We start from the raw sequence: 25,624 nt of genomic DNA, 5'->3' as shown, positions 1-25,624 counted from the left end.
TCGTCAACCGATTCGATTATACTGGTTGACGGCGACCGTGAGAGACATGAGCGCCGAAAACCGGGAGACGGAACTCGTCGACGACGAGATTGTGAGGAACCTCGCGCGTGCAGCGCTGTTCGCCGCCCTGCTCGGTGCGTTCGCCTACGTGAGCTTTCCGAACCCGGTCTCGCCCGCGCCGGTCACGTTACAGGTCCTCGGCGTCTTTCTGGCCGGTGTCTTCCTCGGGCCGGTCTGGGGGGCCGCGGCCTGTGGGCTGTATCTGCTCGCGGGCGCGCTCGGCGCACCGGTGTTTTCGAGCGGGGCAGCGGGATTGGGGGTCTTGCTCGGCCCGACGGCCGGCTATCTCCTCGCCTACCCGTTCGCGGCGCTGGTCATCGGTGCTGTCGTCCACGGTGGGCGGACGCTCGCCGACCCCGATGAGGTGGGGCTGGGGAGGCTGGTCGGTGCGTTGCTGGTCGGTACCGTCGTCATCTACGCCAGCGGCGTGCTCGGGCTGATGGTTGTCCAGAATTTGGATCCCGTCGAGGCGTTTCTCGCCGGCGCGGCGGCGTTCGTGCCGGCCGAGTTGTTGAAGATCGCCGCGGCCGTCGCCATCGTCCGCAGCGACGCGATCGTCGCCACATGATTGAAACCCGAAACCTCGTCTATCGCCACGGGGACGACGGGCCGGGCACACCGGCCGTCGATGGCGTCTCGCTCACCATCGAAGACGGGTCGTTCGTCGTGCTCGCGGGACCCAACGGGTCGGGTAAGACGACGCTCATCCGGGAGTTCAACGGACTCCTCGAACCCGATTCGGGAACTGTGTCGGTGAACGGCCAGCCGGTCGGTGAAAACCTCGTGGCCGCCCGGACCGCCGTGGCGATGACGTTTCAGGACCCGCGCGACGGGTTCGTCGCTGCGACGGTGGGCGCGGACGTGGCCTTCGGGCCGGAGAACCTCGGACTCGGGAGGGAGAAAATCGACGGGCGGGTGGCCGAGGCGCTCGCGGCGGTGCGGATGGAGGGCCGAGATGACGAACGCATCGACCGGCTCTCGGGCGGCGAGCAGGCCCGGGTCGCCATCGCGGGCGCGCTGGCGATGAGTCCCGACCATCTGGTGCTCGACGAGCCGTTCGCCGGACTCGACCAGCCAGCGCGCGAGTCGGTTTGTTCACGATTGAGCGCGCTGCACGCCGCGGGGACGGGCATCGTCGTCGTCACACACGACCTGCGCGACCTGCTCGCGCTCGCCGACCGCGTACTCGTGATGGCCGACGGTCGCGTGGCGGTCGACGCCGCCCCTGAAGCGGCGCGCGAGCAACTCCCCGAACTCGGCGTCCGCGCGCCGTGTTGAGCTACGACCCCGGGAACTCCCTCGCCCACCGGCTCGACCCGCGGGCAAAACTCGCCGTTCAGGTGGGTTTCGCGCTCGCGGCCTTTTCCCACACCAGCCCGCGCGGGCTTGCGATTGCGACGCTTCTCGTGGGGGGCGTCCTCGCGGCAGCGAGGCTGTCGCCGCTCGTCGCGGCGTGGGAGGTCCGCTACGCGCTACCGTTTCTGGTCGCCGGACCGCTGCTCGCCGCGCTCGTGCTCGATCCACCGTGGGTCGCCCCTGTCGAGGCGCTCGCGCCCGCGCTTGCGAGCTATCGCGTGCTGCTCGTGTTGGTCGTGAGCGTCGCCTACGTCAGGACGACGCCGGTGCGCGACTCGCGGGCGGCGATTCAGCGAATCCTGCCGGGCCGACTCGGGCGGCTCTGTGGAACCGGCGTGGCGCTCGTCTTCCGGTTCCTTCCGGTGATCTTTGCCGACCTCACGCGGGCGCGCACGGCGATGCGGGCACGCCTCGGAAGCGAGCGCGCGCTCGGCGAGCGGATGGAACTCGTCGCCGTCGCGGGGGTTCGCCGGGCGTTCGCGCGGGCCGAGCGGCTGGAACTGGCGCTCCGTGCGCGCTGTTTCGCGTGGAACCCGACGCTGCCGGTGCTTCGGTTCTCACGGATCGACGTCCCGGCGCTCGTGCTGGCGCTCGGGCTGTTCGGCTGGGCGCTGTGGTGAGTCCGGCGTTGCCGGCAGCAGACGTATGGGCGATGGTCCCGAACGGCGGGATATGGTGCTCACCGAAGCCGAGTGGGACGAGGCCGAACCGACGCGGGACGTCCTCGCGCGCGTCCACGAAGTGCTCGCCGAGGACGCCGAACGGGCGTACTGCGTCGAGGACTTCTTCCGGGACGCGGGCCCGGAAGCGGAGGGGTTCGAACCGCTGACCGCCCTCGTCGAGGCGCTCGACTGGCAGGCCTCGAAGACGCGCTCTGAGCTGCTCGTCGAGATGGCCCTCGAACGGCTCGTCGCCGACGGTGCGGCCGAAAAGCGCGTGCGCCGGGAGGAGGACGACGTCGTCGCGTACTACCGGGCGGCGTGAGGGAATTCGAAACACGTTGTCAGTTTCCGCACGACGGCAGGCAGACGGTGTGACGTTGCCAAGATTTAACCCGGCCGCCCGACTCTACGACGATAATCGATGACACTCGTGCTCCAGACGGGTGAAACCGTCACCCGTGAGACGTTCTGGCTGATCGGTCCCGTCGGCAAGGCGCTCTTTTACTTCCTCGCCTTCCTGGCGATCGCCGTCCTCCTCTACGGAGTGTACGACCGCTTCGGACGCTATCTCCGCGGGACCGAGGACGCGTTCGCCCGCCTCGACGACCTCCCCGGACGGATCGCCAGCGCCGCCAAAATCGTGGTCTCGAACGAGAAGCAGTTCAACCGCGACCTCTATGGAGGGTTGATGCACGCCTTCATCATGTGGGGGTTTCTCACGCTGCTCATCGGCACCACCATTCTAATGGTCGACATTGACGGCTACCGACTGATCACCGGGTTCCTCGGCGAGGAGCAATCCTTCTTCGTCGGCGATTTCTACCTCTCGTACTCGCTGGTGATGGACGCGCTTGGACTGCTGTTCGTCGTCGGTCTCGGCATGGCGATCTACCGGCGATACGGCGTCCGCAACGAGCGCCTCTGGGACCGACACACGAGCCTCGAAGACGGCGCGTTCGTCTGGACGCTGTTCTTGCTCGCCGTCGGCGGCTATCTCGTCGAGGGCGTGCGCATCCTCGGAACCGGCTTCCCGGACTTCGAGACGGTGAGTTTCGTGGGGTGGTTCGTCGCGCTCGTCCTCCAAGGCGCTGGCGTCTCTGGCGAACTCGCACGCACGATATACCCCGTGACGTGGTGGTCGCACTCGCTGCTCGCCCTCGGGTTCGTCGCCGCCGTGCCATACGCCAAACCGTTCCACATGCTATCGAGTTTCGCCAACGTCGTCACGCGCGACGAGAAAGCGGGCGTCCGCCTACCTGGGGTGCCGACCGACGCGGCCCCCGACGAGATCGGCTTCACCGAAATCGAGGACATGTCCTGGAAACAGATGCTCGACCAGGACGCCTGCACCAAGTGCGGGCGCTGTTCGTCGGTCTGTCCGGCCAAAGCGTCGGGCCGACCGCTCGATCCTCGTAACGTCATTCTCGATCTGAAAGGCTACCGCGAGTCGGTGAACGCCGGCGGCGAGACCAAGGAGATCGTCGCCGACGGCGGTGGCGTCGTCGATTCGCGCACGATGGAGTCCTGTATGTCCTGTATGGCCTGTATGGACGCCTGCCCCGTCGATATCGAGCACGTTCCCCAATTCACGGAGATGAACCGCCGGCTGACCGAGATGGGTGAGATGGACGACAACGTGCAGGAGACGATGATGGACGTCTTCCAGCAGGGCAATTCATTTGGGGACCCCGAACGCAAACGCCCCGACTGGGTCGAGGAGTTGGATTTCGACGTGCCCGACGCGCGCGACGAGTCCGTCGAATATCTCTGGTACGTCGGCGACTATCCCTCCTACGACGAGCGCAACAGGCGCATCGCGCGCTCGCTGGCAACCATCTTCGAGCACGCGGACGTTTCCTATGGTATCCTCTACGAGGACGAGCAGAACGACGGCAACGACGTGCGGCGGGTCGGCGAAGAGGGTCTCTACGAGATGCTCGCCGAGGACAACGCCGCCGCTTTCGAGGAGTGCGAATTCGAGACACTCGTCTGTACCGATCCTCATAGTTATAATACGTTCAAAAACGAGTATCCCGAACTCGACGGCGTCGAGTGGAATTCGGATGGCGCAGTCGACGTCCATCACTACACACAGGTCGTTCAGGACCTCGCCGACGGCGGCGCGTTGAATCTCTCGGGCACCGAACTCGACTATACGGTGACCTACCACGACCCCTGCCATCTCGGGCGGATGAACGACGAGTTCGAGGCTCCTCGCGACCTCGTCCGGCGCACCGGCGCGGATCTCCACGAGATGCCGCGAAACCGGGCGAACTCCTTTTGTTGTGGCGGCGGTGGTGGCGGGCTCTGGATGGACTTCGACGAGGAGCCCAAACCGAGCGAGGAGCGCCTGCGGGAGGCGCTCGAAGACACCGACGCCGGGAGCAACGTTGAAAAATTCGTCGTCGCCTGCCCGATGTGCATGACGATGTACGAGGACGGCCGGAAGACGGGCGATTTCGAGGAGCGCATCGAGATCGTCGGCCTCTCGGAGCTACTGGCGGAGGCGCTCGAATCGGGCGGTGCGGCCGAAGCGGCCGGGACGAACGCGGGCGCAGCCCCGGCAGACGACTGACGCCGTCGACGGGTTTCAGAACGCGACTTCGATGACGCCGAGCGAGAGCGCAGCGAGCGCCGACTCGAAGATCACGGTGCCGATCGCCGAGAGGACGACGAACTTTCGGGTGCTCATCTCGGCGAAGCCCGCGGGCACGGTGAGCATCCCGCGGGTGAACAGCAGGGCGTTGCTCACCGGCACCACCACGGGCCCCCAGCGCTCGAACCAGCCGTCGAAACGGTCGAGACTCGAATCGCTCACCCGGAACCAGCGCTTTTCGAGCAGCCACTCGCGGCCGCCGCGCTTCGCGAGCACGAACAGGCCGACCTGCCCGACGGTCGCGCCGAGGACGGCGACGCCGATGATGGTCGTGATGGTCGGGATCGTGGTGCCGAGCAGACCGATCGAGACGGGCACGATGGCCTCGCTCGGCATGAAGTACATCAACATCGCCCCTTCGAGGACGAACACACCGAAGAGGATGAGCAGGGCGTACTCGGAGTTCAGCAGGTCCCGAAGGTAGGGCGGCATCTCGGCGATTTGGAGGACCGCAGCCATTGGCGGAGGTTACTCCGCAGATTCGTAAATCGTTTGCGTCATGGCGCGGGTGTTTTGACGCTCGCGGGCGATAGAGGAATATGGACCTCACGCGCCGCCCGCGACGGCTCCGCCGGGACGGACTTCGGGAACTGGTCGGCGAGACGCACCTCCACGAAAGCGACCTCGTCGCGCCGGTGTTCGTCGACGCCACGACCGACGAGCAGGTGCCCATCGAATCCATGCCGGGCCATGAGCGCGTGCCCGTGAGCGAGGCAGTCGCGCGCGTCGAGGAAATCCAAGAAACGGGCGTCGAGTCGATCATCCTGTTCGGCATCCCCGGATCGAAGGATGCCCGAGGGACCCGCGCGTGGGCCGAGGATGGCGTCGTCCAGCGCGCACTCCGCCGTATTTCCGACGAAACGGACGTTTTCACGATCACCGACGTCTGTCTCTGTGAGTACACCGACCACGGCCACTGCGGGGTGCTCGACGACGGCGCGCGCGAGCGCTGGGAACGTGTGGAAACCGATGGCGGTGTAGCGGCGAGCGAACAGGAATCGGACCTCACCGTGGACAACGACGAAACCCTAGACTTGCTCGGCAAGATCTCCAAGAGCCACGCCGCGGCGGGCGCGGACATGATCGCCCCGAGCAGCGCCACCGACGGGATGGTCGGCGCGATCCGGGAGGCGCTTGATGGAGCGGGATACACCGATATTCCGATCATGAGCTACGCCGCGAAGTACGAATCGGCCTTTTACGGACCGTTTCGGGACGCCGCCGACGGCGCACCGGCCTTCGGCGACCGCCGGCATTACCAGATGGACCCCGCAAACTCCGACGAGGCGCTGCGGGAGGTCGATCTCGACGTCGAGCAGGGCGCGGACGTGCTGATGGTCAAACCGGCACTCCCCTATCTCGACGTCGTCGGGCGGGTCGACGAGCACACCGACCGGCCCGTGGCGGCCTACAACGTCTCCGGCGAGTACGCGATGCTCCACGCGGCCGCCGAGAACGGCTGGCTCGACATCGAAGAGGTCGCCCACGAGTCGCTGCTCTCGATAAAACGCGCCGGCGCGGACCTGATCGTCACCTACTTCGCCGAGAGCGTCGCCGAGACGCTCTGAATCCGTTGCAACCCGTCGGAGGCGAGTGGACATCAAGCCGGGCGCCGGCGAGAGGGAAGATACTTGGACGAACGCGGGCAGAGCTACTCCATGTACGATTTCGTCGTCGTGGGGGCCGGACCCGCCGGTGCGCGCTTTTCCCGGCAGGCGGCCCATGCGGGCCACGACGTGCTCTGTCTCGAACGCGGCGAGGTGGGACGCCCGCTCGCCTGCTCAGGCCACGTCTCCACCGACATCTGGAAGTTCACGCCCGAGGGCGCGCGCGAGGAACTGCTCCAGAACGAGATTTCGGGCGCGCGCTTTCACGTCGGCGGTCCCGGCAGCGACAGCCAGCTCTTCTACAAGGACGAGACCATTTCAAACGTCATCGACAGGGTAGGACTCGACCGTACGCTCGCGCGCGCGGCCCGCGAGGCGGGAGCCGACCTCCGGGAGAACCACAGCGTCGTCGGCGTCAAGGAGAACGAGGATCACGCAACGGTGACGGTGCGCACGCCCGACGGCACCGAGACCGTCCGAACGAGGATGGTCGCGGGCTGTGACGGGCCGGTTTCGCGGGTACGCCGCGAACTCGCCATGCCCGAACCGGGCGAGAAACTCCAGGGAATCCTCGCCTTCTCGGACGAACGCGACCCCGGCGCGCACGTCGACGTCCACCTCACGGTCCCCGAATTCTTCGCGTGGCGCATCCCGAGAGGCGAGGCGGGCGTCGAGTACGGTCTCGGGGCCGCACCGGGCGAGAACGCGACTGACCTGTTCGACCGATTCCTCGACGAATATGGCGTCGAGACCGGTGAGAACTGTGCCGGGATGATCCCCATCGGACCGGCAGAGCGCGTCACGAGCGACCGGGCCTTCCTCGTCGGCGACGCCGCCGCCCAGACCAAACCGTTCACCGGCGGCGGCATCCTCTACGGGATGACCGCCGCCGACCACGCCGCCCGCGAGATCGATCCCCGGCGACCCGAAACCCTCGAAAAATACGAGGAGGCGTGGCGCGGGGACCTCGCGCGCGAGATTCGGCTCGGCCACTGGGTCCGGCGGGCGTATTCACTGCCCGAACCCGTCCAGAAAGCGGGTCTCGGCGCGCTGTCGGGCGAAATCGGCGTCCACATGGACAAGCCCTCGACGCTGTTCTCGCCGGAGAGTTTGAAGACACTGCTCTCGCGGTCCTAATAGGTGGGTAGCCGCGCCGAGCGGTCGCTGCCGTCGACGAACGGGAGCGTCTCGACGGTCGCCGCGCGCTCCTCGCCGTCGATGCGGACAGTTACGTCCTCGGCGTCGCAGTCGAACCCGACCAGCGCGAGCGCGAGCGGTCTCTCGCGCACGGGACTCTCGACCGCGCGCGTCACCTCGCCGACTGTGCTATCCCCGTCGAAGACCGCCGCACCCGCTTCGGGAAGGCTGTCGGGAGCGAGAGCGACGAGTCGGCGGCTCGGCTGTCCACGGTTCTCGACGCGTGAGACGACTTCTTGACCCACATAACAGCCCTTCTCGAAGTCGAGCGCGTTGCGCAGGCCGAGCACGTTCGGGATTCGCCCGCGAAGCTCGGTGTCGAACAGCGGCGTGCCGGCTTCGAGCGTGAGCGCATCCCACGTCCGATAGCCGAAGGGTGCGGCGTTCAGGCCGTTGTTGATGAGCGTGTCAAACACCGATTCGGCCACGTCGGCGGCACAGACCACGGTATAGCCCTCCTCGCCGGTGAGACCGTCCTCTCGAATCACCGTCACGCCGTCGTCGCCCATCGACCCACGGACGAATCGGAGTTTTTCTTCGGGCGTGCTCGCGCCGTTCAGGACGCTGGCGATCTTCTCGGTGGCCTTCGGGCCGTGCACGCCGAAGACGCCGAATTCGGTGGTCGAAACCTCGATTTCCACGTCCTGGATGAACGTCTTCGCCGACCAGTCCTCCGCCACGGCTTCGGCGCGGTCGGGCGGGGTGAAAATCAGGAGGCGCTCGGCGGTGGTGTAGATGTAGAGGTCGGTCTCGATTTTGCCCTGTGGGTCACAGAGCAATGCGTAACAGCCCGCGCCGTCCTCGCGGGGCACGCGATTCGAGACGGCGTTGTCGACGAACTCGACTCTGTCCTCACCAGTCACGGTCAGCACGCCATACCCCATCTCGATGACGCCGACGACGTTTCTGACTGCCAGCTGCGTGCGCTCGGGGCGACCGTAATGACTGGCGACGCGGACGCCACCGCGCTCTTCGAAGGTCGCGCCGTGCGATTCGTGAAGGGTTTCGACGAGCGTCATTACGAACGGTGGGTCTCGGTCGCGGATAAGGCGTGTCCTACAGGCCAAAGCGCTCGCGGAGCCTGTCGAAAAACGACGGGTCGTGGTTGTCCTCACCGGGGTCCGGCACGACCCGTTCGTCGGGGGCGATGTGCAGACGGCCGTTTTCGGTGCTGGTCTCGATGAGACCGTCGTCTTTGAGCGCCGCCAGCGCGGTTTCGAGTTCGTCGATGCCGACGTCGGCGTGCGAGCGGAGTTCGAACACCGTCATGCCCTCCTGACGGTCGACCAGCGCGTCGAGGACGGCCACCTCGGTCGTCCCGCGGTCCCGGAACTCGCGCTTTGCCCTCATGGATGGGTGGTTCGTCGGGACCTGTCTTACGCTTATCCCTCGGCGAACAACAGTAGTCTTTATTGCACGGGATACGAAACCACATCCCGATGGGAGTCAAGTGTTCGCTGCTCGGGCACGACTACGGCGACAGCGAGGTCGAGCGCGAGCGCGACGAGGACGGCAACGAACTGATTCGAACGGCAAAGCGCGTCGAGCGCTGTCGCAACTGCGGCCACACACGAACGATCTCCGCAAACACGGAAGTCACGGCGCTCGAATCGGCCGCCGGCGTCGTCCGCGAACCCGACGGCACGGTCGTCGCCACGAACGGTTCGGCGATGACCGAGGAGGGCGTCGCCATCGAGACCACCGAGGGGGACGAACGAACGGTCGAGGAACCCACACCGGCCGACCCGCCCGCGGACGAGCGCGAATCGCCGGCGAGCCACTCCCCCGAGACGGCCGAGCCGGCGGAGGTGTCCGAAACCGGGAGGGACGAATCGGAGCCCGTCGAACCCACGGAACCGGTCCCGATCGACCGCATCGAGCACGGCAGCGACCCGCAGCGGCCGGCGCGCGAACCCGGCGAGTGGCCGGGCGAACCCGACACCGCGGCGGACGGTCTCGATTCCTCGGGGTCGCTCGTCGACGGCGGCGCGGCCGTCGGTCGCTGGCCCGACGGAACCACCGCGGGGACGACACACGAAAGCGAGGAGGGCGAAGCGGCGACCCGCGGGAAGCGACAGAGCCGGAAGCCGGGCGACGCGCTTTCGTGTGGGGCCTGTACGTTCACCAGCCCGATCGCGGACTCGCCGCTGCGAGCGGGCGACATCTGTCCCGACTGTGGGACGGGGTACCTCGCGTGGGAGACGCGAAAGGGGTAAATTCACCCCTCGCAAAGCAGGCGTCCATGCGTGAGTACAAGATGCGCCGCGGCGAGCACTTGGAGGAGCGAATCCCCGACATGGAAGCGACCATCGAGGAGTACTTCGGCCCGCCGACCGCGACCGAGGCCTACGAGGGCAGCGACCTCTACGTAGTCGAAGACCCAGAGAATCCGGTCTTCGAGCGCATCGTCGCCGGCACGGTTGAGTACGGCTCGAAGAAGGATACTTTGGCTGTGCACTTCGAGGAGCGCCCCGCCGAGGAGGTCATCGCCGAGGGCAACGCCGACGCCGCGGCGGATGCGGTGGACGCGAAGAACGATTTCCTGCTCGAAGCGACCGGGAGGGATGCGAAAAGTCGTCGTGAGTCGATGAAGCGGACAGTCGAAGACGACGCGGACACACCGGAAAACGTCTGAAGTCGTCCACAGGTCGGTCGTGATCCATGTAGCGTTATTAGGCAGGGCAATGAGTCCTACCCATGCCGACGAAGTCGATGCGACGGACGGCCGTCGCCGTGATTGCGATGGTGCTCGTCTTGTCCGCCGGTTGTGCGAGCCTCACCGACGACCCAAACGCACAGGAAACCACCAGCGCAGTGTTGGAGGAGACGGCGACATCCGTTTCGTCCGGTGCGACTACGACGACGGGGACCGCGACGGCTACGGTGACATCCACAGCCAGCCCGACGAGTGTTGCGACGGAGACGGGGACGAAAACGCCGACACCAATATCCACACCCACGCCAACGGAGACATCAACACCGACGTCCACGCCGACACGAACCGAGACGTCTACACGGACGGCGACATCGACCGATACGCCCACGACGACTCCGACGCAGTCCGCGACGCAAACGGATCGGTCGAGACCCGACGGCACGTACAACCTGACGATCGTCGCAGCCAACGACGGCGAGTCACATTATCGGGTGTATGTCGATCAGGTCGGAATGAAGCTCGGTCCCGAGGCCGATAGAGAGAACGCCAAGTACCCGGATGCGATATACAACGACGATCCGTACTACATTCAAGGCTACATCGGCGATGGCGGAGTAGATAGCTACTATACATACGGTGGTAGCCCCGGTGAGATTCCCCATTATTCCTTCAGAAACAACGGGAACGCGACGTTGTACGTCTACGTCAACGGCAACCAAACACGGACCGTTGCTCCGGGCGAGGGGGTCGAAGAGGATTTCGGCCCGTCGGCACCGCCCAAGGGAAACAACACGATTACCGTCGAAGCCGCCGGCGATGGTGCATCGAGATATAGGCTCTCGTCGAAAAACGAGTCGTACAATCCCATCTATCTGGAATACGGGGCAAATCCCTACCAAACGGCGAAACATCCCGACTATTCGAATATCGACAACGCCGGTCAAATCCATTCCGCCGCCGGTGGATTCGTCGCCGACGGTGGTGTCGATTCGTTCTCGTCCGACCACAGGCTCACGAGGGTGACGAACAACGGAACAGCGACACTGAAAATCTACCAGAACGACGAGTTGTGGGCGACCCTCCAGCCGGGTGAAGAGGTGTCCAAAGGAGAGTAGGAGGTCGGATCGACCGATAGATGCGCTGGTTGCTGCGCGATTCGCGCTATCGAAAGGACGACCGATTCCGTTCTGACGGCGAAAGTCAGCCTACTCGCCGAGTTTCGTCCGGCTGATACCGACCGTGGCGGGCGTGATGATGAGCTGGTCGTCGGCCTTCTGGACGATGTCGCCGCCGACCTCGCGGGTGATCTCCTGGAGGTCCTGCGTGATGCGCTCCATCGTGCGGTCGGTCGTGGCGTGACGGGTGATGTCGGCGATGACGATGTCGCCGTCGTAGATGGCGTTTTTGATGTCGATGACGTCGCGCTGGCCCTCGATGCGCGCGATGTGTACCTGCGTCGTCGCCGCCTCGACGCCGCCCTCGACGTCGTCGATGTCGAGGGAGACGTACTCGCCGCCGGCCTGTCGCTGCCGGGAGCCGCCACCCCCGAGAAGATCGTCCATGAGTCCCATGCGCTCACGCCGGCCGGATTCGGTATATCTCTTACGACCCCTCTACGGCCGGTGTGTTCATATGGCGCGTGGCCGTATCGGTCGTGTGACGGCCGTCCAGCCCGTACGGACCCGCGAGACCGTCCGTGCCGACCTGCTCGCGGTATTTCGCATCGAGAAGGCCTCCTTCCCCCAGCCGTGGCCCTACCGCGCGTTCGAGCGCTTTCTCGGGAGTCCGGGCTTTCTCGTCGCCGACGTCGGTGACGAAGCGAGCGAGGTGGCCGGCTACGTGGTCGCCAACAGCGAACGCCATCGCGGTCAAGCGGTCGGCCACGTCAAGGACATCGCGGTCGCACCTACCTACCGAGGGCGGGGCATCGGCGCGACGCTGCTCGAACGCGCCCTCGACACCATGCGCCGCCAGCAGGTCGGAACGGTGAAACTCGAAGTCCGCGAGAGCAACGACCCCGCGCTCGCGCTCTATCGACGGTACGGCTTCGTCCACCGACGGACTGCGCAGGGCTACTACGCCGACGGCGAGGACGCGCTCGTGCTCGTCCGGGAACTCGACTGACCCGCTCACCACGCTCGCAACCGTCGACCGCCCCGACGCGCGGTTGCTCGACGATACATCCGAAACGGACGAAAACGACCGTTCGCACGCTATTTCTCGACGATGCGCTCGTCGACCGCCTCGCCGAAGTGTCTGGCCGTCGCCTCGTAGTGGACGCGCACCTCGTCGCCGGCTTCGAGGTCAGTCACCGCCCGCGGTCCCTCGCGGGTGGCGACTTTGATGGTCTCTGCGTTTTGGAGCAGCGTCTCGATACGGTCGCCGGCGACGTCGTCGCCCTCGGCATCGTCGATGTCGCTGCCGACGACGGCCTCGACGCGGAACATCGGCCGGCGCTCGATCTTCGCCCGGCCGACGAGCGCCTCGCGCGCCCGGCCGTCGGTGTTCACGACTTGGACTTCGTCGCCGCTGCCGAGTTCAGAGAGATACTTCGTCCCGCCACCGGGCGTGCGGACGTAGGCGTGGACGGCCCCCGCGTTCACTCTGAACGGTCGGGAGGCGACGTACGGCGATTCGGCCGTCTCGGCGTGGACGAAGAAGAGTCCGCGCGACATCGAGCCGACGAGCATTCCCTCGTCGTCGTCGAGCAGCGACCCCGTATCGACACAGACTCTATCGGCGGAGCCGACCTGCTCGATGTCGGTGATTTCGGCCCACTGGAGGTCGAGTTTCTCGCGGTCGGCGTCGTCCCGAATTTCGACCGTCTCCCGGATCTCGTCGGGGTCGTCGCTGTCGAGCAACACGCCGTCGGCACCGGCTTCGAGCGTCTCGAAAGCCGTCCGGGCCTCCGCCGCGCTCTCGACGCCCGCGATCAGTTCGGTCTCGTCGCCGATGCGCGCGATGAGATTCTCCAGAGGAATGATGGTCCAGTCCTCGCCGACGACGATGGTGTAGTCGGCCGCTGCGGCGGCCTCCTCGGCGAACTGTTCGAAGTCGTCGTTGAAGATACGCACGTAGGCACCCGCCGCCTCGCCCCGTCTGAGCGCCGAGAGGTCCGCCGAGCCGGAGAAGTCGGCGGGGAGGTCCACGGTCCCGTCGCCCTCGCTGTCCTTGCCGACGATGGTCGCGTCCCGCTCGCCGGATTCGATGTCTCCGATGACGTCCACGCCGTCGTCGGCGAAGGCCGCGACCGACACCGCGCCGAGTTCGCGCACACGCGCAACGTCGCTCTCGTCACAGAGCACCCAATCGACACCCGCCTCCAGTCCGGCGGTGATGCGTCGTTTCCTACTCTCCCAATCTCCTACCGAATCGTCGGCTTTGAGCCAGACCGAGCGTGTCATACCGTGGCGCTCGAAGCGGGCCGGCTTGAACGTGGCGAAAGCGGCCGTGCGACTTTCGAGACGGCCTGGACAACGATCGACCGAGATTTCTGATTACGTACTCGATGAGGCGCTCGACAGAGTGGTTCGCGTCGACGACTCACCGCGTCGGACGTGGTCGGCGCGAACGCAGTGGGCATCGAACCTGCCCATCGGCTCGATCCGCTGGCCGACCTGCCGGCGCTCCGCTAGGCTTCGACGGCCAGTCCGGCCCTGTCGAGGGCTTCCTCAACGGGGAGGTCGTCGTGCACCACACCGGAGACTGCGCGCGTCATCGCCTCGGGATTTTCGTGCTGGAAGACGGTTCGGCCCATCGAGACGCCCGCCGCGCCGGCGTCCATCGCGCCGCGAACAGCCTCGAGCGAGGCGCGGTCGCTCTCGGGTTTGCCGCCCGCGATGAGGACAGGAAGACGAGTGGACTCGACCACGTGTTTGAAACTCTCGCCGTCGCCCGAGTAGCCGGTCTTGATGAGGTCGGCACCGAGTTCCTCGCCGAGTCTGGCCGCGTGGGCGAGGCGCTCCGGGTCGGCCCCGTCGACGCCCGGCCCACGCGCGTAGGTCATCGCCAGCACGGGGATGCCGAAATCGGTCGCGCGCTCGGTGATGCGCGCGAGGTCCTCGATCTGCTTCGGTTCGCTCTCGCTGCCGACGTTGAGATGGAGCGAGACGGCGTCCGCACCCGCGCGGATAGCCGCCTCCACAGTTCCCGTGATTCGTTTGTCGTTCGTGTCGGGGCCGCCGACCGTCGAGCCGTTGAGATGAACGATGTAGCCCGCCTCGTTCGAGTTGGGATGGACTCGGGGCGCGATGCCCTTCTGTGTGAGCACCGAATCCGCGCCGCCGCGTGTCACCGCGTCAATGGTGGATTCGATGTCCGCGAGTCCAGCCACTGCGCCGAGGGTGAGGCCGTGGTCCATCGGCACCACGAGGTAGCGGCCGTCGGTTCCGATGCGTCCGAGTCGTGCGTGCGTACCGGTGTGCATACTGACAGTCGGTGCCACGGCGGTTATGTTCGTTCCGGTCGCGGCGCGATTCCCGCCAGCGCGCCCTCCTTGAGTTCGCGTGCCTTTGTCTCCAACTCGTCGGCGGCGTCGGCTCCTTTCTCGGCGATGATGTCCACGAAGACGCTGCCGGCGACGACGCCCTCCGCGCCGGCGGCGACGATCTCGCGGGCGTGTTCGCCCTCCGAGACGCCGAATCCTACTGCCCGGGGAACGTCGGCTTCCGCGAGCCGCGCGAGCGAGTCGTGGGTCTGGTCGCTCACGTCCGTGCGCGCGCCGGTCGTCCCGAGGCGAGCCTGCACATAGACAAAGCCCGAGACCCGTTCCAGTACACGCTCCAGACGCTCGCCGCGTGTCGTCGGCGCGACGATGAAGACCAGATCGATATCGTGGAAATCGCAGGCCGATTTCAGCGCGTCGCTCTCCTCGACAGGGAGATCGGGCACGATGAGTCCCGAGAGGCCCGCCCCGGCGGCAGCCTCGACGAACGGCTCGACGCCTCCCTCCCGTCCGTACTGGTAGATGAGGTTGTAGTAGGTCATGCAGACGAGGGGAACGTCCACGTCGAGGTCCCTCACGAGATCGAGGAACCGATCAGGCGTCATGCCGGCGTCGAGCGCGCGTTGGATCGCGTTCTGAATGGTGGGGCCGTCGGCGATCGGCTCCGAGAAGGGTAGCCCCAGCTCGATGACGTCGGCACCGCCCGCGGCGAGCGCGCGCACCTGTGCGGCGGTCGCATCGGGGTCGGGATCGCCGGCGGTGATGTAGGGGACGAGCGCCGCGTCGGTGTCCTCGAAGGCAGCACGAATCGAACTCACTCGAATACCCTCATCGACGGTGCGCCTTCGATATCGCGCTTTTCGGTCTCCTCGACGACGCTCTCCAGATCCTTGTCTCCCCGACCCGAGACGTTGACTACGACGTGCTCGCCGAGTTCCGCGCCGTCTTCGAGATACGCGAGCGCGTGGGAAGTTTCGAGCGCCGGGATGATCCCCTCGGTCCGCGAGAGGCGATGGAACGCGGAGAGCGCGGCGTCGTCGTCGACCGAGACCGCTCGCACACGATCGTCGTCGACGAGATCGGCGAGCTCCGGGCCGACCCCCGCGTAGTCGAGACCCGCGCTCACGCTATGGGATTCGAGGATCTGGCCGTCCGAGTTCTGGAGGAGTTTCGTGCGCGCGCCGTGGAGGACGCCCTCCTCGCCGATCGACAGCGACGCCGAGTTGGGCGCGATCCCTCCCTGTTCGTCGATTTCGAGCCCGCTGCCGCCGGCCTCGACGGCGACGAGCGAGACGGCATCGTCGTCGACGAACGCGTCGAACGCGCCCATCGTGTTCGAGCCACCGCCGGCACACGCGACGACGCTATCCGGGAGGCACCCCAGTTTCTCCTCCATCTGCCGTCTGGCTTCTGTACCGATGACGGACTGAAAATCCCGGACCATCGTCGGGAACGGGTGCGGCCCGACGACCGAGCCGATGACGTAGTGGGTGTCCTCGACCGTGGTCGCCCACTCGCGCATCGCCTCGTTGGTGGCCTCCTTCAGCGTACCGCTGCCCGTGCTCACCGGGTTGAGCTCTGCGCCGTTCAGCCGCATGCGGAAGACGTTCGGGCGCTGGCGGTTGATGTCGCGCTCGCCCATGAACACCTCACAGTCCATATCGAGATGGGCAGCGGCCATCGCGGTCGCCGTCCCGTGCTGGCCCGCACCGGTCTCGGCGATGATCCGCTCTTTGCCCATGTACTTCGCCAGCAGCACCTGCCCGAGCGCGTTGTTCAGCTTGTGCGCACCCCCATGAAGAAGGTCCTCGCGCTTGAGATAGACGTTGAACCCGTATCGCGAACTCAGCGTCTCGGCGTGCTGGAGCGGCGTCGGTCGCCCGCCGAAATCGCGGAGCCGCGCCCGGAACTCGTCCATGAACCCGTCCTCGTTGTCGAGCACGTATCGCCGGTAGGCGTCGTCGAGTTCGGCAATCGCCGGCATCAGCGCTTCGGGGACGTACTGGCCGCCGTACTCGCCGAATTTCCCCGGTCTCTCGCCCGCGTCGGTGTCGCTCATTTCGCTCCCTCCACGAGTCGTCGGGTGTTCGTTTCGACGTCGCCGTCCATGAGCGCGCTCCCGACGAGCAGCCCATCGGCCCCGGCACGGCGCATTCGTGCAGCGTCTTCTTCACTGGCGATGCCGCTCTCGGCGACGAGCGTCACGTCCTCGGGCGCGTGGGGTGCGAGCTCCTCGAAGGTCGAGAGACTCACCTCCAGACGGGCGAGGTCGCGGTTGTTGATGCCCACGATCTCCGCCCCGGCCGCGAGCGCGTCGTCGAGTTCGTCCCGGGTGTGGACCTCGACGAGCGGCTGGAACCCACGCTCGCGCGCCGCCGCGACGAGCCCCGCGAGGTCGTCGACGAACCGTGCGATCAGGAGGACGGCGTCGGCTTCGACGACGTCCAGCTGTTCCTCACGACGGATGAAGTCCTTCCGGAGAACGGGCACCGAAACGGTCTCGCGCACTCGCTGGAGAGCGCCGGGCGACCCCCCGAAGTGGTCGGGCTCGGTGAGAACGGAGAGTGCCGCCGCACCGCCGTCGACCAGCGCCTCGGCGAGTGCCGCCGGATCGTCGTCGCGCCGGCCGTCGGTCGTCGGGCTCGTGGGCTTGATCTCGCCGATGACGGGCACTCGGTTCTCCTCGTCGGCCGCTGCGAGTGCCGCGGGCAGCGATCGTGCGGCGACCGACAACCGCCGGTCGCCACCGCCGCGCTCGTCGGCGGCGGCCAGTATCGACTCGATCGCGGGAGCGACCTCCTCGCTGGCGTTCATTGTTGTACATCGAAGCACTGTTTTGTACATAAGGCTTGCGTCACGCGTCGCCCGCGGACAGAATGTTGAAGGTCGACACGGCGCTATGCGTGCCATGAGCGAGGCAGCCGGCATCTACACGCGCGAGTCCGACTACCTCGACCGCTGTGTGCAGGTCGGCGTCGCCGGCGATCGCGTACTCTCGGTGAGTTTTCCGGCGAGCCTCGCGGCCGACGCCGACCACGAACACCCGCTGCTCGACAGGCTGTTCGAGTATCTGGCGGGTGCGCCCGACGAGTTCGACGACATCGAACTCGCGCTCACCGTCCCGACCGACCAGCGCGCGGTACTCGACGCCGTTCGAGAACTCGCCTACGGCGAACAGACCACCGTCGAACGACTCACGCGGCAAATCCCTACGCTCGACGCGGACGCCGACGACGACCGCGACCACGTCCGCACCGCCCTCGACGAGAACCCCATCCCGATCCTCATCCCCGACCACCGCGTGCGCGACGGTCCGAGCGCCGCCCCGCCGAAGGTCGAACAGAAACTCCGCTCGCTCGAAGGACTATAGCCCACTTTTTTACTCCTCGGGTCGGCTCGCTTCGCTCGCCGACCACTCGGCCTTCGGCCTCGCTCGCGGCGAACCGCGCTCGCTGCGCTCGCGCGGACACGACGTTTTCCGTAAACTGCAACCACACCGCAGAAGCCCTCAACCACTCACTGCGTTCGTGGTTTCGCCCTTCATCCACCAGGACCACAAACCGCACCGCCACCGCAACCCCGGCGGGCCGCCGCAGCGACAGTCGGTGAAAACGAAAATACGGGTTCAGTCGCCAGCGTACGTCGCGCCGACCGCTTCGAGATCGGTGCCGTCGACCGACGAGCGGAACCCGGTCATCCCGTCGTCGCGCTCGATGTCGTAATCGCGGGCGTGGAGATCGGCCACGCGGTCGAGTTCCTCGTCCGAGAGCGCGGGCGTGTCGGGCGCGGCGGCCCACTCGTCGACGTCGGCGGCCGTCCGAAAGGTCGGCGTGACCGAGGCGACCTCGTCGTGGGCGAGCAGCCACTGGATGGCCGCCTGTCCCATCGTGCGCTCGCCGTCGCGTTCAAGGAAGCGCAGTTTCTCGACTTTCTCCCAGCCGGTGTCGTACCACTCGTCGGGCCGGAACCCGCGGTGGTCGCCCTCGCCGAGTTCGGTCTCGGGTCTGACCTGCTCGTTCAACAGCCCCGAGGAGTGCGGAACGCGCGCGAGGATGCTCGTCGATGCGTCGAGGTCGTCGATGGTCTCCATGAAGTGCGTGCCTGGGGTCTGCTCGAAGACGTTGAACACGACCTGGACGGCGTCGAACTCGTTGGCGATGGCCGCATCACCCTCGGCGAGCCAGCCGATCGAGGGGCCGAGCGCCCAGCCGACCGCGTCGACTTTGCCCGAGTCACGCAGTTCGTCGAGGGTTTCCAGGATCTCCTCGTCCACTTCGTCGACGTCCGCGTTGTGGAGCTGGAGCAGATCGAGATGGTCCATGTCGAGCCTGTCGAGGCTCTTGTCGACCGCTTCCTGGATGTACTCCGGCGTCATCTTCTTCGGGATCTCACCGTGGCCGGCCTGGGGATTGTTGTAGAAGTCGTAGCCGACCTTGCTGGCGATGGTGACTTCGTCGCGGCGATCCCCGAGCGCCTCGCCGATGAGTTCCTCGCTGCGCCCGTGACCGTAGACGTCGCCAGTGTCGAAGAAGGAGACGCCCTGATCGAGCGCGTGACGGACCAGATCGATGCTCTCCTGCTCGCCGCGGTCGCCCCACCAGTCGGTGCCGACGACCCACGCGCCGAAGCCGACCGTCGATACCTCGACCCCCGAATCACCGAGTTCGCGGTGCTCCATGTGTCGACGTTCGGTTCGCCCACACTTAGCGAATGTGGTCGGCGGCTGCCGCGGCGCGGTCGCGGTGCTGTGCGGTCCCTGGCGGATGAAGGGCGAGCATCCCGAAGTTCTCGTGAGGCGGAGGTGAACGAGAGCACGGAAGAGCTTCGCTCTTCCGGAGGGATGCGGGGGCTTCTGCGGTGTAGTTGTGGCTGCGGAAAGCGTCGCATCCGTGCGAACGCAGTGAGCGCGGTTCGCCGCGAGCGCCGCAGGCGCGAGCGGGTGTTTTTAGTGCAGGTTTTTGCGAGGGGTTGAGCGCGAGTGTAGCGAGCGCGATTCCCCGAAGTAAAAAAGTGCTATTCCGGCTTCAGTCCTTCCTCCTCGACGCGCATCACGGCCTCGCCGTCGGCGAGGTTTGGGGCGTCCACGAGGCGGACGATGCGTTTCGTACCCTTGGATTTGCGGAGATACATCCGGAAGGTCGATTTGTGACCGAGGATGTTGCCGCCGATCGGCTGAGTCGGGTCGCCGAAGTAGGAGTCGGGGTTCGAGGCGACCTGGTTCGTGACCACAGTAGCAGCGTTGTAGAGGTTGCCCACCTTGTCGATGTCGTGGAGGTGTTTGTTGAGTTTCTGCTGGCGCTGGGCGAGTTCGCCACGACCGACGTACTCGGCGCGGAAGTGGGCAGTGAGCGAATCGATACAGACCAGTCGGACGGGCCAGTCGGTATCCTCGTGTTCGCTGGCGATCTCTTGGGCCTTCTGGGCGAGCAGGATCTGATGGTTCGAGTTGAACGCCTTGGCGACGTGAATCTTGTCGAGAATCGACTCGATGAACTCCTCCATTGCCTCGTCACTACCGGGTCCGCCCTCGATTTCGCGGGCCTCCATCGCGGCGGCGATGGCATCCTCGGGCAGGCCGCGCACCATCTGGGCGATGCGCTCCGGTCTGAACGTATCCTCGCTGTCGATGAAGATGGCGCTGCCTTCGAGTCCGCCGTACTCGTTGGGGAGCTGGACGTTGACCGAGAGCTGGTGGGTGACTTGGGATTTGCCGGCCCCGAACTCGCCGTAAACCTCGGTGATCGACTGGGTTTCGACGCCACCTCCAAGAAGGTCGTCGACCTCGTTGACCTGCCACGAGAGCTTGCCGATCTGCTCGCGGCGTTCGAGGACGTTGGCTCCCGTCTCGAACCCACCGATGTCGGCGGCGTCACGCGCGGCGTTGATGATGTCCGCGGCCGTGCTCTCGCCGATATCGGCGGTATTGGAGAGTTCGCCGGGACTCGCCACCGCGATCCCCTGATAGGAGTCGAAGCCGGATTCTGAAAGTTTGTCAGCGGTCGCGGGACCGACGCCCGGCAGGCTCTCTAGATCTTCGGTTGCTGCCATACGAACGGGTTGTGCGGCTTCGGGGATAAAGCCTCGTTAACAGCTTGGCGGAAGTGAAGCGTCGGTGCGCGAACTGGGCCGGTCGCGTCACTCCCACGGATGCGTGCCCGTGGAGGGCCAGAGCGGGTACCAGTACTCCTTGTCGCTCTCGACGTCGAGTTCGCCGTCGAGGACGGATTCGAGTTTGAATTCGACTGTGGAATCGCGCTCGTTGCCCGCACGCGGCGCGAACGGGTAGTACGCCCCGCGCCGAAAGGAGTACACCCAGTAGACGGGACCGCTCTTCTCGAAGCCGAAGAGTGCGGCGAGCAGCCGCGAGCCGTACCCACGCTCGATGAGTGTGTCGGCGGCGAAGTGGACGCTAGTGACGAGGTCCTCGAAATCCGAGTCTTCGAGCACGACCCACTCGTAGCCGTGCGAGTCGTCGACGAACCGGGCCTCGGTCCCCGTCTCGACCTCGCCGGCGTCCAGAATCGCCTCGACTTCCGCCACTGTGTCGGCGAAATCGGTGCTGTCGACGCCCGAAAAGCAGAGTGCGGCGACGCCCGCCGGGTCGAAGCCCAAATCGGCCTCCATCGTGAGGTAGGCCGTGCTCATCCCGAAGAGGTCGTCGGGGTCGGCGTCGCGCGTCGCGTCTGCCTCCGCACTCGTTCCGAACACCGATCGCAACCCATCGAAAATTCCCATAGCCACCGTTAGGGCGTCGGCGGTAAAAACCCGCAGCGATACGACTTCCACCGCACGCCGATGGTGCGTCGGCGCGCGGGAGCGCCAAAGGCGCGACCCGTGCGAGGGATGAGTGAGCGACCAAAGGGAGCGAGCGAATCGGCTGGGGAGGTATGTGGGCGGTTGCGGTGCGGCGGTGAGAGTAGTATCCGCGCGAACGTCGTGAGCGCGGTTCACCGCTCGCGCGGTTTGCGAGCGGGAGTTTTTAGTCCAGGTTTTTCAAGGAGTGGTGGCCGACCACAGGGAGGCCACCCGACGCAGAAAAAAGTGGGATTTTCAGGCCGTTTCGAGTTCGCGCTCCATCTCGCGCAGCCGCTCGATACGATTTTCGGTCGAGGGATGCGTCGAGAGGATGCGCCCGATAGCGCCGCTCTTGATCGGGATGATGAAGAAGGCGTTCATGTCGGCCTGTTCGCGCATGTCGTCGCTCGGCACCTTGTCCATCCCGTTGTCGATCTTCATCAGCGCGGAGGCGAGCGCCGAGGGTCGGCCGGTGATGACCGCTCCGCCTCTGTCGGCGGCGAACTCCCGGTAGCGCGAGAGCACGCGCACGAGCAGGAACGATACCACTCCCACGACCAGCGAGACGAGGATGGCGACCATCACGGGCGCGCCGCCCTGCTCGCGGTCGCCGCTGAAGAGCCAGCCCCAGCGCACGATCATGAACGCGAGCGTCGAGAGGAACGTGGCGATGGTCATCACCATCACGTCGCGGTTCTTGACGTGGGCGAGTTCGTGGGCGAGCACGCCCTCCAACTCCTCCCTGTCGAGCGTGTTCATGATGCCCGTCGTCACACAGACGGTCGCGCTCGACGGCGAGCGTCCAGTCGCAAAGGCGTTCGGCGTCCGCGTGTCCGCGACCGCCACCGTGGGCTTGGGGAGGTCGGCCTGCTGGGCGAGCCGGCCGATCGTCGCGTGGAGTTCGGGATACTCCTGTTCGCTCACCTCGTGAGCGCCCATACTCCGGAGCGCGAGCTTGTCGCTGAAGAAGAACTGTCCGCCCATGAACAGCGCCATAATTACTACTGTGCCGACCAACCCGACGTTGGAGTACGCGAGCACGCCGAGAAAGACGACGTACAGCGCGAGCAGCAGGAGCATCGTCAGCCCCATCCGGGCACGGAGACCCCAATCAGTCTTCCATTCCATGTACCCGTCTATAGGCGCTCGATTCATAAGTCTCCGTCGCTCTCGCCCGAATCGAGCCCGTGGCCGGCGTCCACGGGGACTGTGCCGTCCACGTGGCATGCCGTTTAACCAGCCCGAGGCGCTACGAGAGTCAATGAGCCAGTCACGCCAGTTCTGTCCGCGCTGTGGCGACCCCGTCGAGGGCGAGCCGGAAGCGGGCGGACGGACGCCGCTCTGTGCGGGCTGTTATTTCGACGAGTTCGACCTCGTGGACGCGCCCGACCGCATCGAGGTGCTCGTCTGTGCGACCTGCGGGGCTATCAGACGGGGCAACCGCTGGGTGGACGTCGGCGCGCGCGATTACACCGACGTCGCCGTCGACGAGGTGACCGAAGCCATCGAAGTCCACGTCGACGCCGACGAGTTCTCGTGGGGGGTCGACCCCGAACAGGTCGACGAAAACACCATCCGCATGCACTGTCGGCTCTCGGCGGTCGTCCGTAGCGAGCCGGTCGAGGAACGAGTGACGGTCCCGGTAAAGGTCTCGCGGGGCACCTGCACGCGCTGTGGGCGCATCGCCGGCGACTACTACGCGAGCACCGTCCAGATTCGCGCCCGTGGCCGCACGCCGACCGACGAAGAGACCGAGCGCACGCTCGAAATCGTCACCGACTATGTGGCAGAGCGCGAGGCCGACGGCGACCGCGACGCCTTCATCACCGAGATCGACGAGACGAGCGACGGCGCGGACGTCAAGCTCTCGACGACGAAACTCGGACAGGCGGTCGCCGAGCGCATCGTCCGACGCTTCGGCGGCGAGTTCGATGAGTCGGCGACGCTCGTCACCGAAGACGAGGACGGCAACGAAGTGTACAGAGTTACGTACGCCGTCCACCTCCCGGAGTTCACGCCCGGCGACGTCATCGACCCCGACGACGAGGGCGGACCGGTGCTGGTCGAGAGCGTTCGAGGCAACTTGAAGGGAGTACGAATAACGACGGGCGAACCCTACGAGGCGGCCTTCGAGGACGGCATCGCGCCCGCGGCGACGCTGCTCGGTCGGCGCGCGGACGGCGAGGAGACGACGCTCGTTACCGTCGAGGACGACAGGGCGGTGCAGGTGCTCGACCCCGAGACATACGCCGCGAAGACGGTTGCGCGGCCGGCGTATCTCGATACCGACGCCGACACGGTAGACGTCCTCAAGAGCCGGGCGGGGCTGTACGTGCTCCCAGCCGAAACCGACTAATCGCTCGCGGCACTCGTGGAAGTATGAACCGTCAACAGCTGTTCGCCATCCTGTTCGTCCTCCTGATGGTCGGGTCGTCGTTCGCCTACGCCATCACGCTCATCTGAGAGTCACGAACGCACTTTTTTGTCCCGTCCCTCGAAGACGGGACCATGCCGCTCGAAGCTATCTCGGCGGGCCCATGGTCGCTGCTGCCGGCGCTGCTCGCCATCTCGCTGGCGTGGTACGTCCGGGACGCACTCATCGGACTGTTCGTTGGGATCGCCGGCGGCGCGATGGTCTACGGCGTCTTCCGTCCCGAAACCGTCGGCGTACCGGCCGGACTCGATGGCGTCGCTCGATCGGTTTTCGGGGCGCTCCTCGGCATCACCGTCGTGCCCGACCTCGTCGCCACGTCGCCGCTCTTTGCCGACCCGTGGTACGTCAAGAACGTGCTGCTCGCGCTCTTCGCCATCGGCGGGTTGATGGGCCTGATGATCCGCGCCGGAGCGATTCGTGGCGTGTTGGAGGCGCTCGCCAGTCGCGTCGAGTCGCCCGCCGACGCCGAGAAAGCCTCGTTTCTCGCCGGCGTCATTATCCACATCGACGACTACTTCAACTGTTTAGTGGTCGGCTCGATGATGCGTCCCCTCACCGACGAATACGACGTCTCGCGGGCGAAACTCGCCTACTACGTCGATTCTGCTGGGAGTCCGGCCGCTCGACTCGCCTTCTACTCGACGTGGGGTGTCGCACTCGTGGGCTTCATCGGCGCGGGTCTCGCCGCCGCGGCGAAACAGAACGTGCTTCCTCCAGATATGTCTGGCTACGTCACCCAGACGGGAAACGGCGTGCAGGCGGCCACCGACGCGGTCTGGCCGCTGTTTTTCAATACGCTCGGATTCGCCTTCTACTCGTGGACCGCACTCATTATCGCCGCGCTGGTCGCGTGGCAGATAGTCCCGAACATCTTCGGGATGGGCCGCGAGGAGTCGCGCGCCCGTGCGGGCGACGGCGTGGTCGGCCCGGACGCCGACCCGCTCATCTCCGACGAGGTGGCGAACTACGAGATGTCCGCGGCCGCGACGCCCGACTGGCGCAACTTCGCCATCCCTGTGCTCACCATCGTCGGCGTCGGTCTCATGGCGATGTTCTGGCACGCCTCGCCAGTCATCAACGCCCCGCAGATGTCGACGCTGTTCTCGGTCGCCGGCTACGAGCTGCTCGTCCCCGCGGGCGGTCCGTGGTCGTTCAACATCGGCGGGATTCGCCTCGGTCTCGCCGCGATGATGGGCTTGCTCGTCGGGTTCGTCCTCTTCCGAGCGCGCGGGGACATCCCCTCAAACGCCGACGCGACCGACGCGATGGTCAACGGATTTAAAGGTATCTTCCTCGCGGCCGCGATTTTGACGCTCGCCATCACGATCCAGAACACCGTCTCGACGCTCGGGATTTCGGACTTCGTTACCGACTGGTTTCGGGGCGTCCCCGTCGGTCTCATCCCGGTGCTCGTCTTCGCCGTGACCGCGTTCGTCAGCTTCTCCGATGGGAGTTCGTGGGCGACCTACGGCATCATGTTCCCCATCGTCATCCCGGTGGCGTTCACCACCGGCGCGAACCTCCCACTCGCGCTCGGCGCGGTGCTTTCGGGTGGGATCTTCGGCGACCACTGCTCGCCCATCTCCGATACCACGGTCCTTTCTTCCTCGACCAGCGGGTCGGACCACATGGTTCACGTCCGTACGCAGATCCCCTACGCGCTCGTGACGGCGACCATCGCCGGCACGCTCTTTCTCGTGCTCGGCTTCCTGGTGCCGGGAGATTTCTCGCTCATCCCGTACTGACCGCTTCCTGCA

28 protein-coding genes are annotated in these 25,624 nt (G+C 66.1%); 14 read left to right on the top strand and 14 right to left on the bottom strand.

Annotated features, from left to right (window positions below):
• The first annotated feature begins 46 nt into the window (after positions 1–46).
• From ACP97_RS12895 to ACP97_RS12875, 5 genes are all read left to right on the top strand, one after another.
• Positions 47–628, top strand: coding sequence for a biotin transporter BioY (locus tag ACP97_RS12895; RefSeq protein ID WP_049998204.1), 582 nt, complete (start codon positions 47–49; stop codon positions 626–628).
• Positions 625–1,338, top strand: a complete 714-nt coding sequence (locus ACP97_RS12890; RefSeq protein WP_049998203.1) for an energy-coupling factor ABC transporter ATP-binding protein — start codon at positions 625–627, stop codon at positions 1,336–1,338. The genes ACP97_RS12895 and ACP97_RS12890 overlap by 4 nt, the downstream gene beginning before the upstream one ends.
• Positions 1,332–2,036 (top strand): energy-coupling factor transporter transmembrane component T family protein, encoded by a 705-nt coding sequence (locus tag ACP97_RS12885; RefSeq protein WP_049998202.1) that lies wholly within the window; start codon positions 1,332–1,334, stop codon positions 2,034–2,036. Before ACP97_RS12890 ends, ACP97_RS12885 begins: the two co-directional genes overlap by 7 nt.
• Positions 2,037–2,061: 25 nt before the next feature.
• Positions 2,062–2,400 carry a hypothetical protein gene (locus ACP97_RS12880; RefSeq protein ID WP_237561162.1) on the top strand — a complete coding sequence of 113 codons (339 nt, stop codon included), beginning with the start codon at positions 2,062–2,064 and terminating at the stop codon, positions 2,398–2,400.
• Between the two features lie 99 nt (positions 2,401–2,499).
• A complete protein-coding gene (locus tag ACP97_RS12875; RefSeq protein WP_049998201.1) occupies positions 2,500–4,653 on the top strand; it encodes a heterodisulfide reductase-related iron-sulfur binding cluster in 2,154 nt (717 codons plus the stop codon).
• 15 nt (positions 4,654–4,668) lie between these two features.
• On the opposite strand, the gene ACP97_RS12870 is transcribed toward ACP97_RS12875, so the two are convergent.
• Complete coding sequence (locus ACP97_RS12870; protein WP_049998200.1) at positions 4,669–5,193, bottom strand: DedA family protein; 525 nt, start codon at positions 5,191–5,193, stop codon at positions 4,669–4,671.
• An 80-nt stretch (positions 5,194–5,273) separates the two neighbouring features.
• On the opposite strand from ACP97_RS12870, the gene hemB reads away from it, so the two are divergent.
• Together hemB and ACP97_RS12860 are read left to right on the top strand one after the other, a co-directional pair.
• The gene (hemB, locus tag ACP97_RS12865) at positions 5,274–6,302 is read left to right on the top strand and encodes a porphobilinogen synthase (protein WP_049998199.1); all 1,029 of its coding nucleotides are present in this window, start codon (positions 5,274–5,276) and stop codon (positions 6,300–6,302) included.
• A 90-nt stretch (positions 6,303–6,392) separates the two neighbouring features.
• Entirely contained in the window at positions 6,393–7,478 is a 1,086-nt protein-coding gene (locus ACP97_RS12860; RefSeq protein WP_049998198.1) for a geranylgeranyl reductase family protein, read from the top strand.
• Here the strand turns inward: ACP97_RS12860 and ygfZ are convergent.
• Positions 7,475–8,557, bottom strand: a complete 1,083-nt coding sequence (ygfZ, locus tag ACP97_RS12855) for a CAF17-like 4Fe-4S cluster assembly/insertion protein YgfZ (RefSeq protein ID WP_049998197.1) — start codon at positions 8,555–8,557, stop codon at positions 7,475–7,477. The genes ACP97_RS12860 and ygfZ overlap by 4 nt on opposite strands.
• Before the next feature lie 37 nt (positions 8,558–8,594).
• On the bottom strand, positions 8,595–8,888 hold the full coding sequence (locus tag ACP97_RS12850) for a DUF6432 family protein (RefSeq protein WP_049998196.1): 294 nt from the start codon (positions 8,886–8,888) through the stop codon (positions 8,595–8,597).
• Between the two features lie 89 nt (positions 8,889–8,977).
• On the opposite strand from ACP97_RS12850, the gene ACP97_RS12845 reads away from it, so the two are divergent.
• Together ACP97_RS12845 and ACP97_RS12840 are read left to right on the top strand one after the other, a co-directional pair.
• Complete coding sequence (locus ACP97_RS12845) at positions 8,978–9,754, top strand: DUF7093 family protein (protein WP_049998195.1); 777 nt, start codon at positions 8,978–8,980, stop codon at positions 9,752–9,754.
• 26 nt (positions 9,755–9,780) lie between these two features.
• The gene (locus tag ACP97_RS12840) at positions 9,781–10,173 is read left to right on the top strand and encodes a DUF5611 family protein (RefSeq protein ID WP_049998194.1); all 393 of its coding nucleotides are present in this window, start codon (positions 9,781–9,783) and stop codon (positions 10,171–10,173) included.
• Positions 10,174–10,210: 37 nt separating this feature from the next.
• On the opposite strand, the gene ACP97_RS20480 is transcribed toward ACP97_RS12840, so the two are convergent.
• Entirely contained in the window at positions 10,211–10,663 is a 453-nt protein-coding gene (locus ACP97_RS20480; RefSeq protein WP_202593625.1) for a hypothetical protein, read from the bottom strand.
• A gap of 43 nt (positions 10,664–10,706) precedes the next feature.
• On the opposite strand from ACP97_RS20480, the gene ACP97_RS19100 reads away from it, so the two are divergent.
• Positions 10,707–11,309 (top strand): hypothetical protein, encoded by a 603-nt coding sequence (locus tag ACP97_RS19100; protein ID WP_237561161.1) that lies wholly within the window; start codon positions 10,707–10,709, stop codon positions 11,307–11,309.
• A 90-nt stretch (positions 11,310–11,399) separates the two neighbouring features.
• Here ACP97_RS19100 and ACP97_RS12830 read toward each other — a convergent pair whose 3' ends face one another.
• Complete coding sequence (locus ACP97_RS12830; RefSeq protein ID WP_049998192.1) at positions 11,400–11,765, bottom strand: cell division protein SepF; 366 nt, start codon at positions 11,763–11,765, stop codon at positions 11,400–11,402.
• 61 nt (positions 11,766–11,826) lie between these two features.
• On the opposite strand from ACP97_RS12830, the gene rimI reads away from it, so the two are divergent.
• Positions 11,827–12,318, top strand: a complete 492-nt coding sequence (gene rimI, locus ACP97_RS12825) for a ribosomal protein S18-alanine N-acetyltransferase (RefSeq protein ID WP_049998191.1) — start codon at positions 11,827–11,829, stop codon at positions 12,316–12,318.
• Between the two features lie 89 nt (positions 12,319–12,407).
• Here rimI and ACP97_RS12820 read toward each other — a convergent pair whose 3' ends face one another.
• From ACP97_RS12820 to trpC, 5 genes are all read right to left on the bottom strand, one after another.
• Positions 12,408–13,598, bottom strand: coding sequence for a 3-dehydroquinate synthase II (locus tag ACP97_RS12820; RefSeq protein ID WP_049998190.1), 1,191 nt, complete (start codon positions 13,596–13,598; stop codon positions 12,408–12,410).
• 227 nt (positions 13,599–13,825) lie between these two features.
• A complete protein-coding gene (locus tag ACP97_RS12815) occupies positions 13,826–14,620 on the bottom strand; it encodes a 2-amino-3,7-dideoxy-D-threo-hept-6-ulosonate synthase (RefSeq protein WP_049998189.1) in 795 nt (264 codons plus the stop codon).
• Positions 14,621–14,643: 23 nt separating this feature from the next.
• Positions 14,644–15,456: a tryptophan synthase subunit alpha gene (trpA, locus tag ACP97_RS12810; RefSeq protein WP_049998188.1), complete on the bottom strand. Its 813-nt coding sequence runs from the start codon at positions 15,454–15,456 to the stop codon at positions 14,644–14,646.
• Entirely contained in the window at positions 15,453–16,697 is a 1,245-nt protein-coding gene (gene trpB, locus ACP97_RS12805; protein ID WP_049998187.1) for a tryptophan synthase subunit beta, read from the bottom strand. Before trpB ends, trpA begins: the two co-directional genes overlap by 4 nt.
• Entirely contained in the window at positions 16,694–17,452 is a 759-nt protein-coding gene (gene trpC, locus ACP97_RS12800) for an indole-3-glycerol phosphate synthase (protein ID WP_049998186.1), read from the bottom strand. Before trpC ends, trpB begins: the two co-directional genes overlap by 4 nt.
• A 94-nt stretch (positions 17,453–17,546) precedes the next feature.
• Between trpC and ACP97_RS12795 the strand changes: the two genes are divergently transcribed.
• Positions 17,547–18,008, top strand: coding sequence for an MGMT family protein (locus tag ACP97_RS12795; protein WP_202593611.1), 462 nt, complete (start codon positions 17,547–17,549; stop codon positions 18,006–18,008).
• Between the two features lie 255 nt (positions 18,009–18,263).
• Here the strand turns inward: ACP97_RS12795 and ACP97_RS12790 are convergent, their stop codons facing one another.
• The 4 genes from ACP97_RS12790 to htpX form a co-directional block, all read right to left on the bottom strand.
• A complete protein-coding gene (locus ACP97_RS12790) occupies positions 18,264–19,316 on the bottom strand; it encodes an aldo/keto reductase (protein ID WP_049998184.1) in 1,053 nt (350 codons plus the stop codon).
• 335 nt (positions 19,317–19,651) lie between these two features.
• Positions 19,652–20,686, bottom strand: a complete 1,035-nt coding sequence (gene radA / locus ACP97_RS12785) for a DNA repair and recombination protein RadA (protein ID WP_049998183.1) — start codon at positions 20,684–20,686, stop codon at positions 19,652–19,654.
• 87 nt (positions 20,687–20,773) lie between these two features.
• Positions 20,774–21,373 carry a PspA-associated protein PspAB gene (pspAB, locus tag ACP97_RS12780; RefSeq protein WP_049998182.1) on the bottom strand — a complete coding sequence of 200 codons (600 nt, stop codon included), beginning with the start codon at positions 21,371–21,373 and terminating at the stop codon, positions 20,774–20,776.
• 315 nt (positions 21,374–21,688) lie between these two features.
• Entirely contained in the window at positions 21,689–22,561 is an 873-nt protein-coding gene (htpX, locus tag ACP97_RS12775) for a zinc metalloprotease HtpX (RefSeq protein ID WP_049998181.1), read from the bottom strand.
• A gap of 133 nt (positions 22,562–22,694) precedes the next feature.
• Between htpX and ACP97_RS12770 the strand changes: the two genes are divergently transcribed.
• Together ACP97_RS12770 and ACP97_RS12765 are read left to right on the top strand one after the other, a co-directional pair.
• The gene (locus tag ACP97_RS12770) at positions 22,695–23,789 is read left to right on the top strand and encodes a 60S ribosomal export protein NMD3 (RefSeq protein WP_049998180.1); all 1,095 of its coding nucleotides are present in this window, start codon (positions 22,695–22,697) and stop codon (positions 23,787–23,789) included.
• A 152-nt stretch (positions 23,790–23,941) separates the two neighbouring features.
• Complete coding sequence (locus tag ACP97_RS12765; protein WP_049998179.1) at positions 23,942–25,612, top strand: Na+/H+ antiporter NhaC family protein; 1,671 nt, start codon at positions 23,942–23,944, stop codon at positions 25,610–25,612.
• Positions 25,613–25,624: the final 12 nt, after the last annotated feature.

This window comes from Halococcus sediminicola, assembly GCF_000755245.1.
GTDB classification, from domain to species: domain Archaea; phylum Halobacteriota; class Halobacteria; order Halobacteriales; family Halococcaceae; genus Halococcus; species Halococcus sediminicola.
Note: the sequence above shows the minus strand (reverse complement) of the source record. Positions and strands in the feature narration are given on the sequence as shown.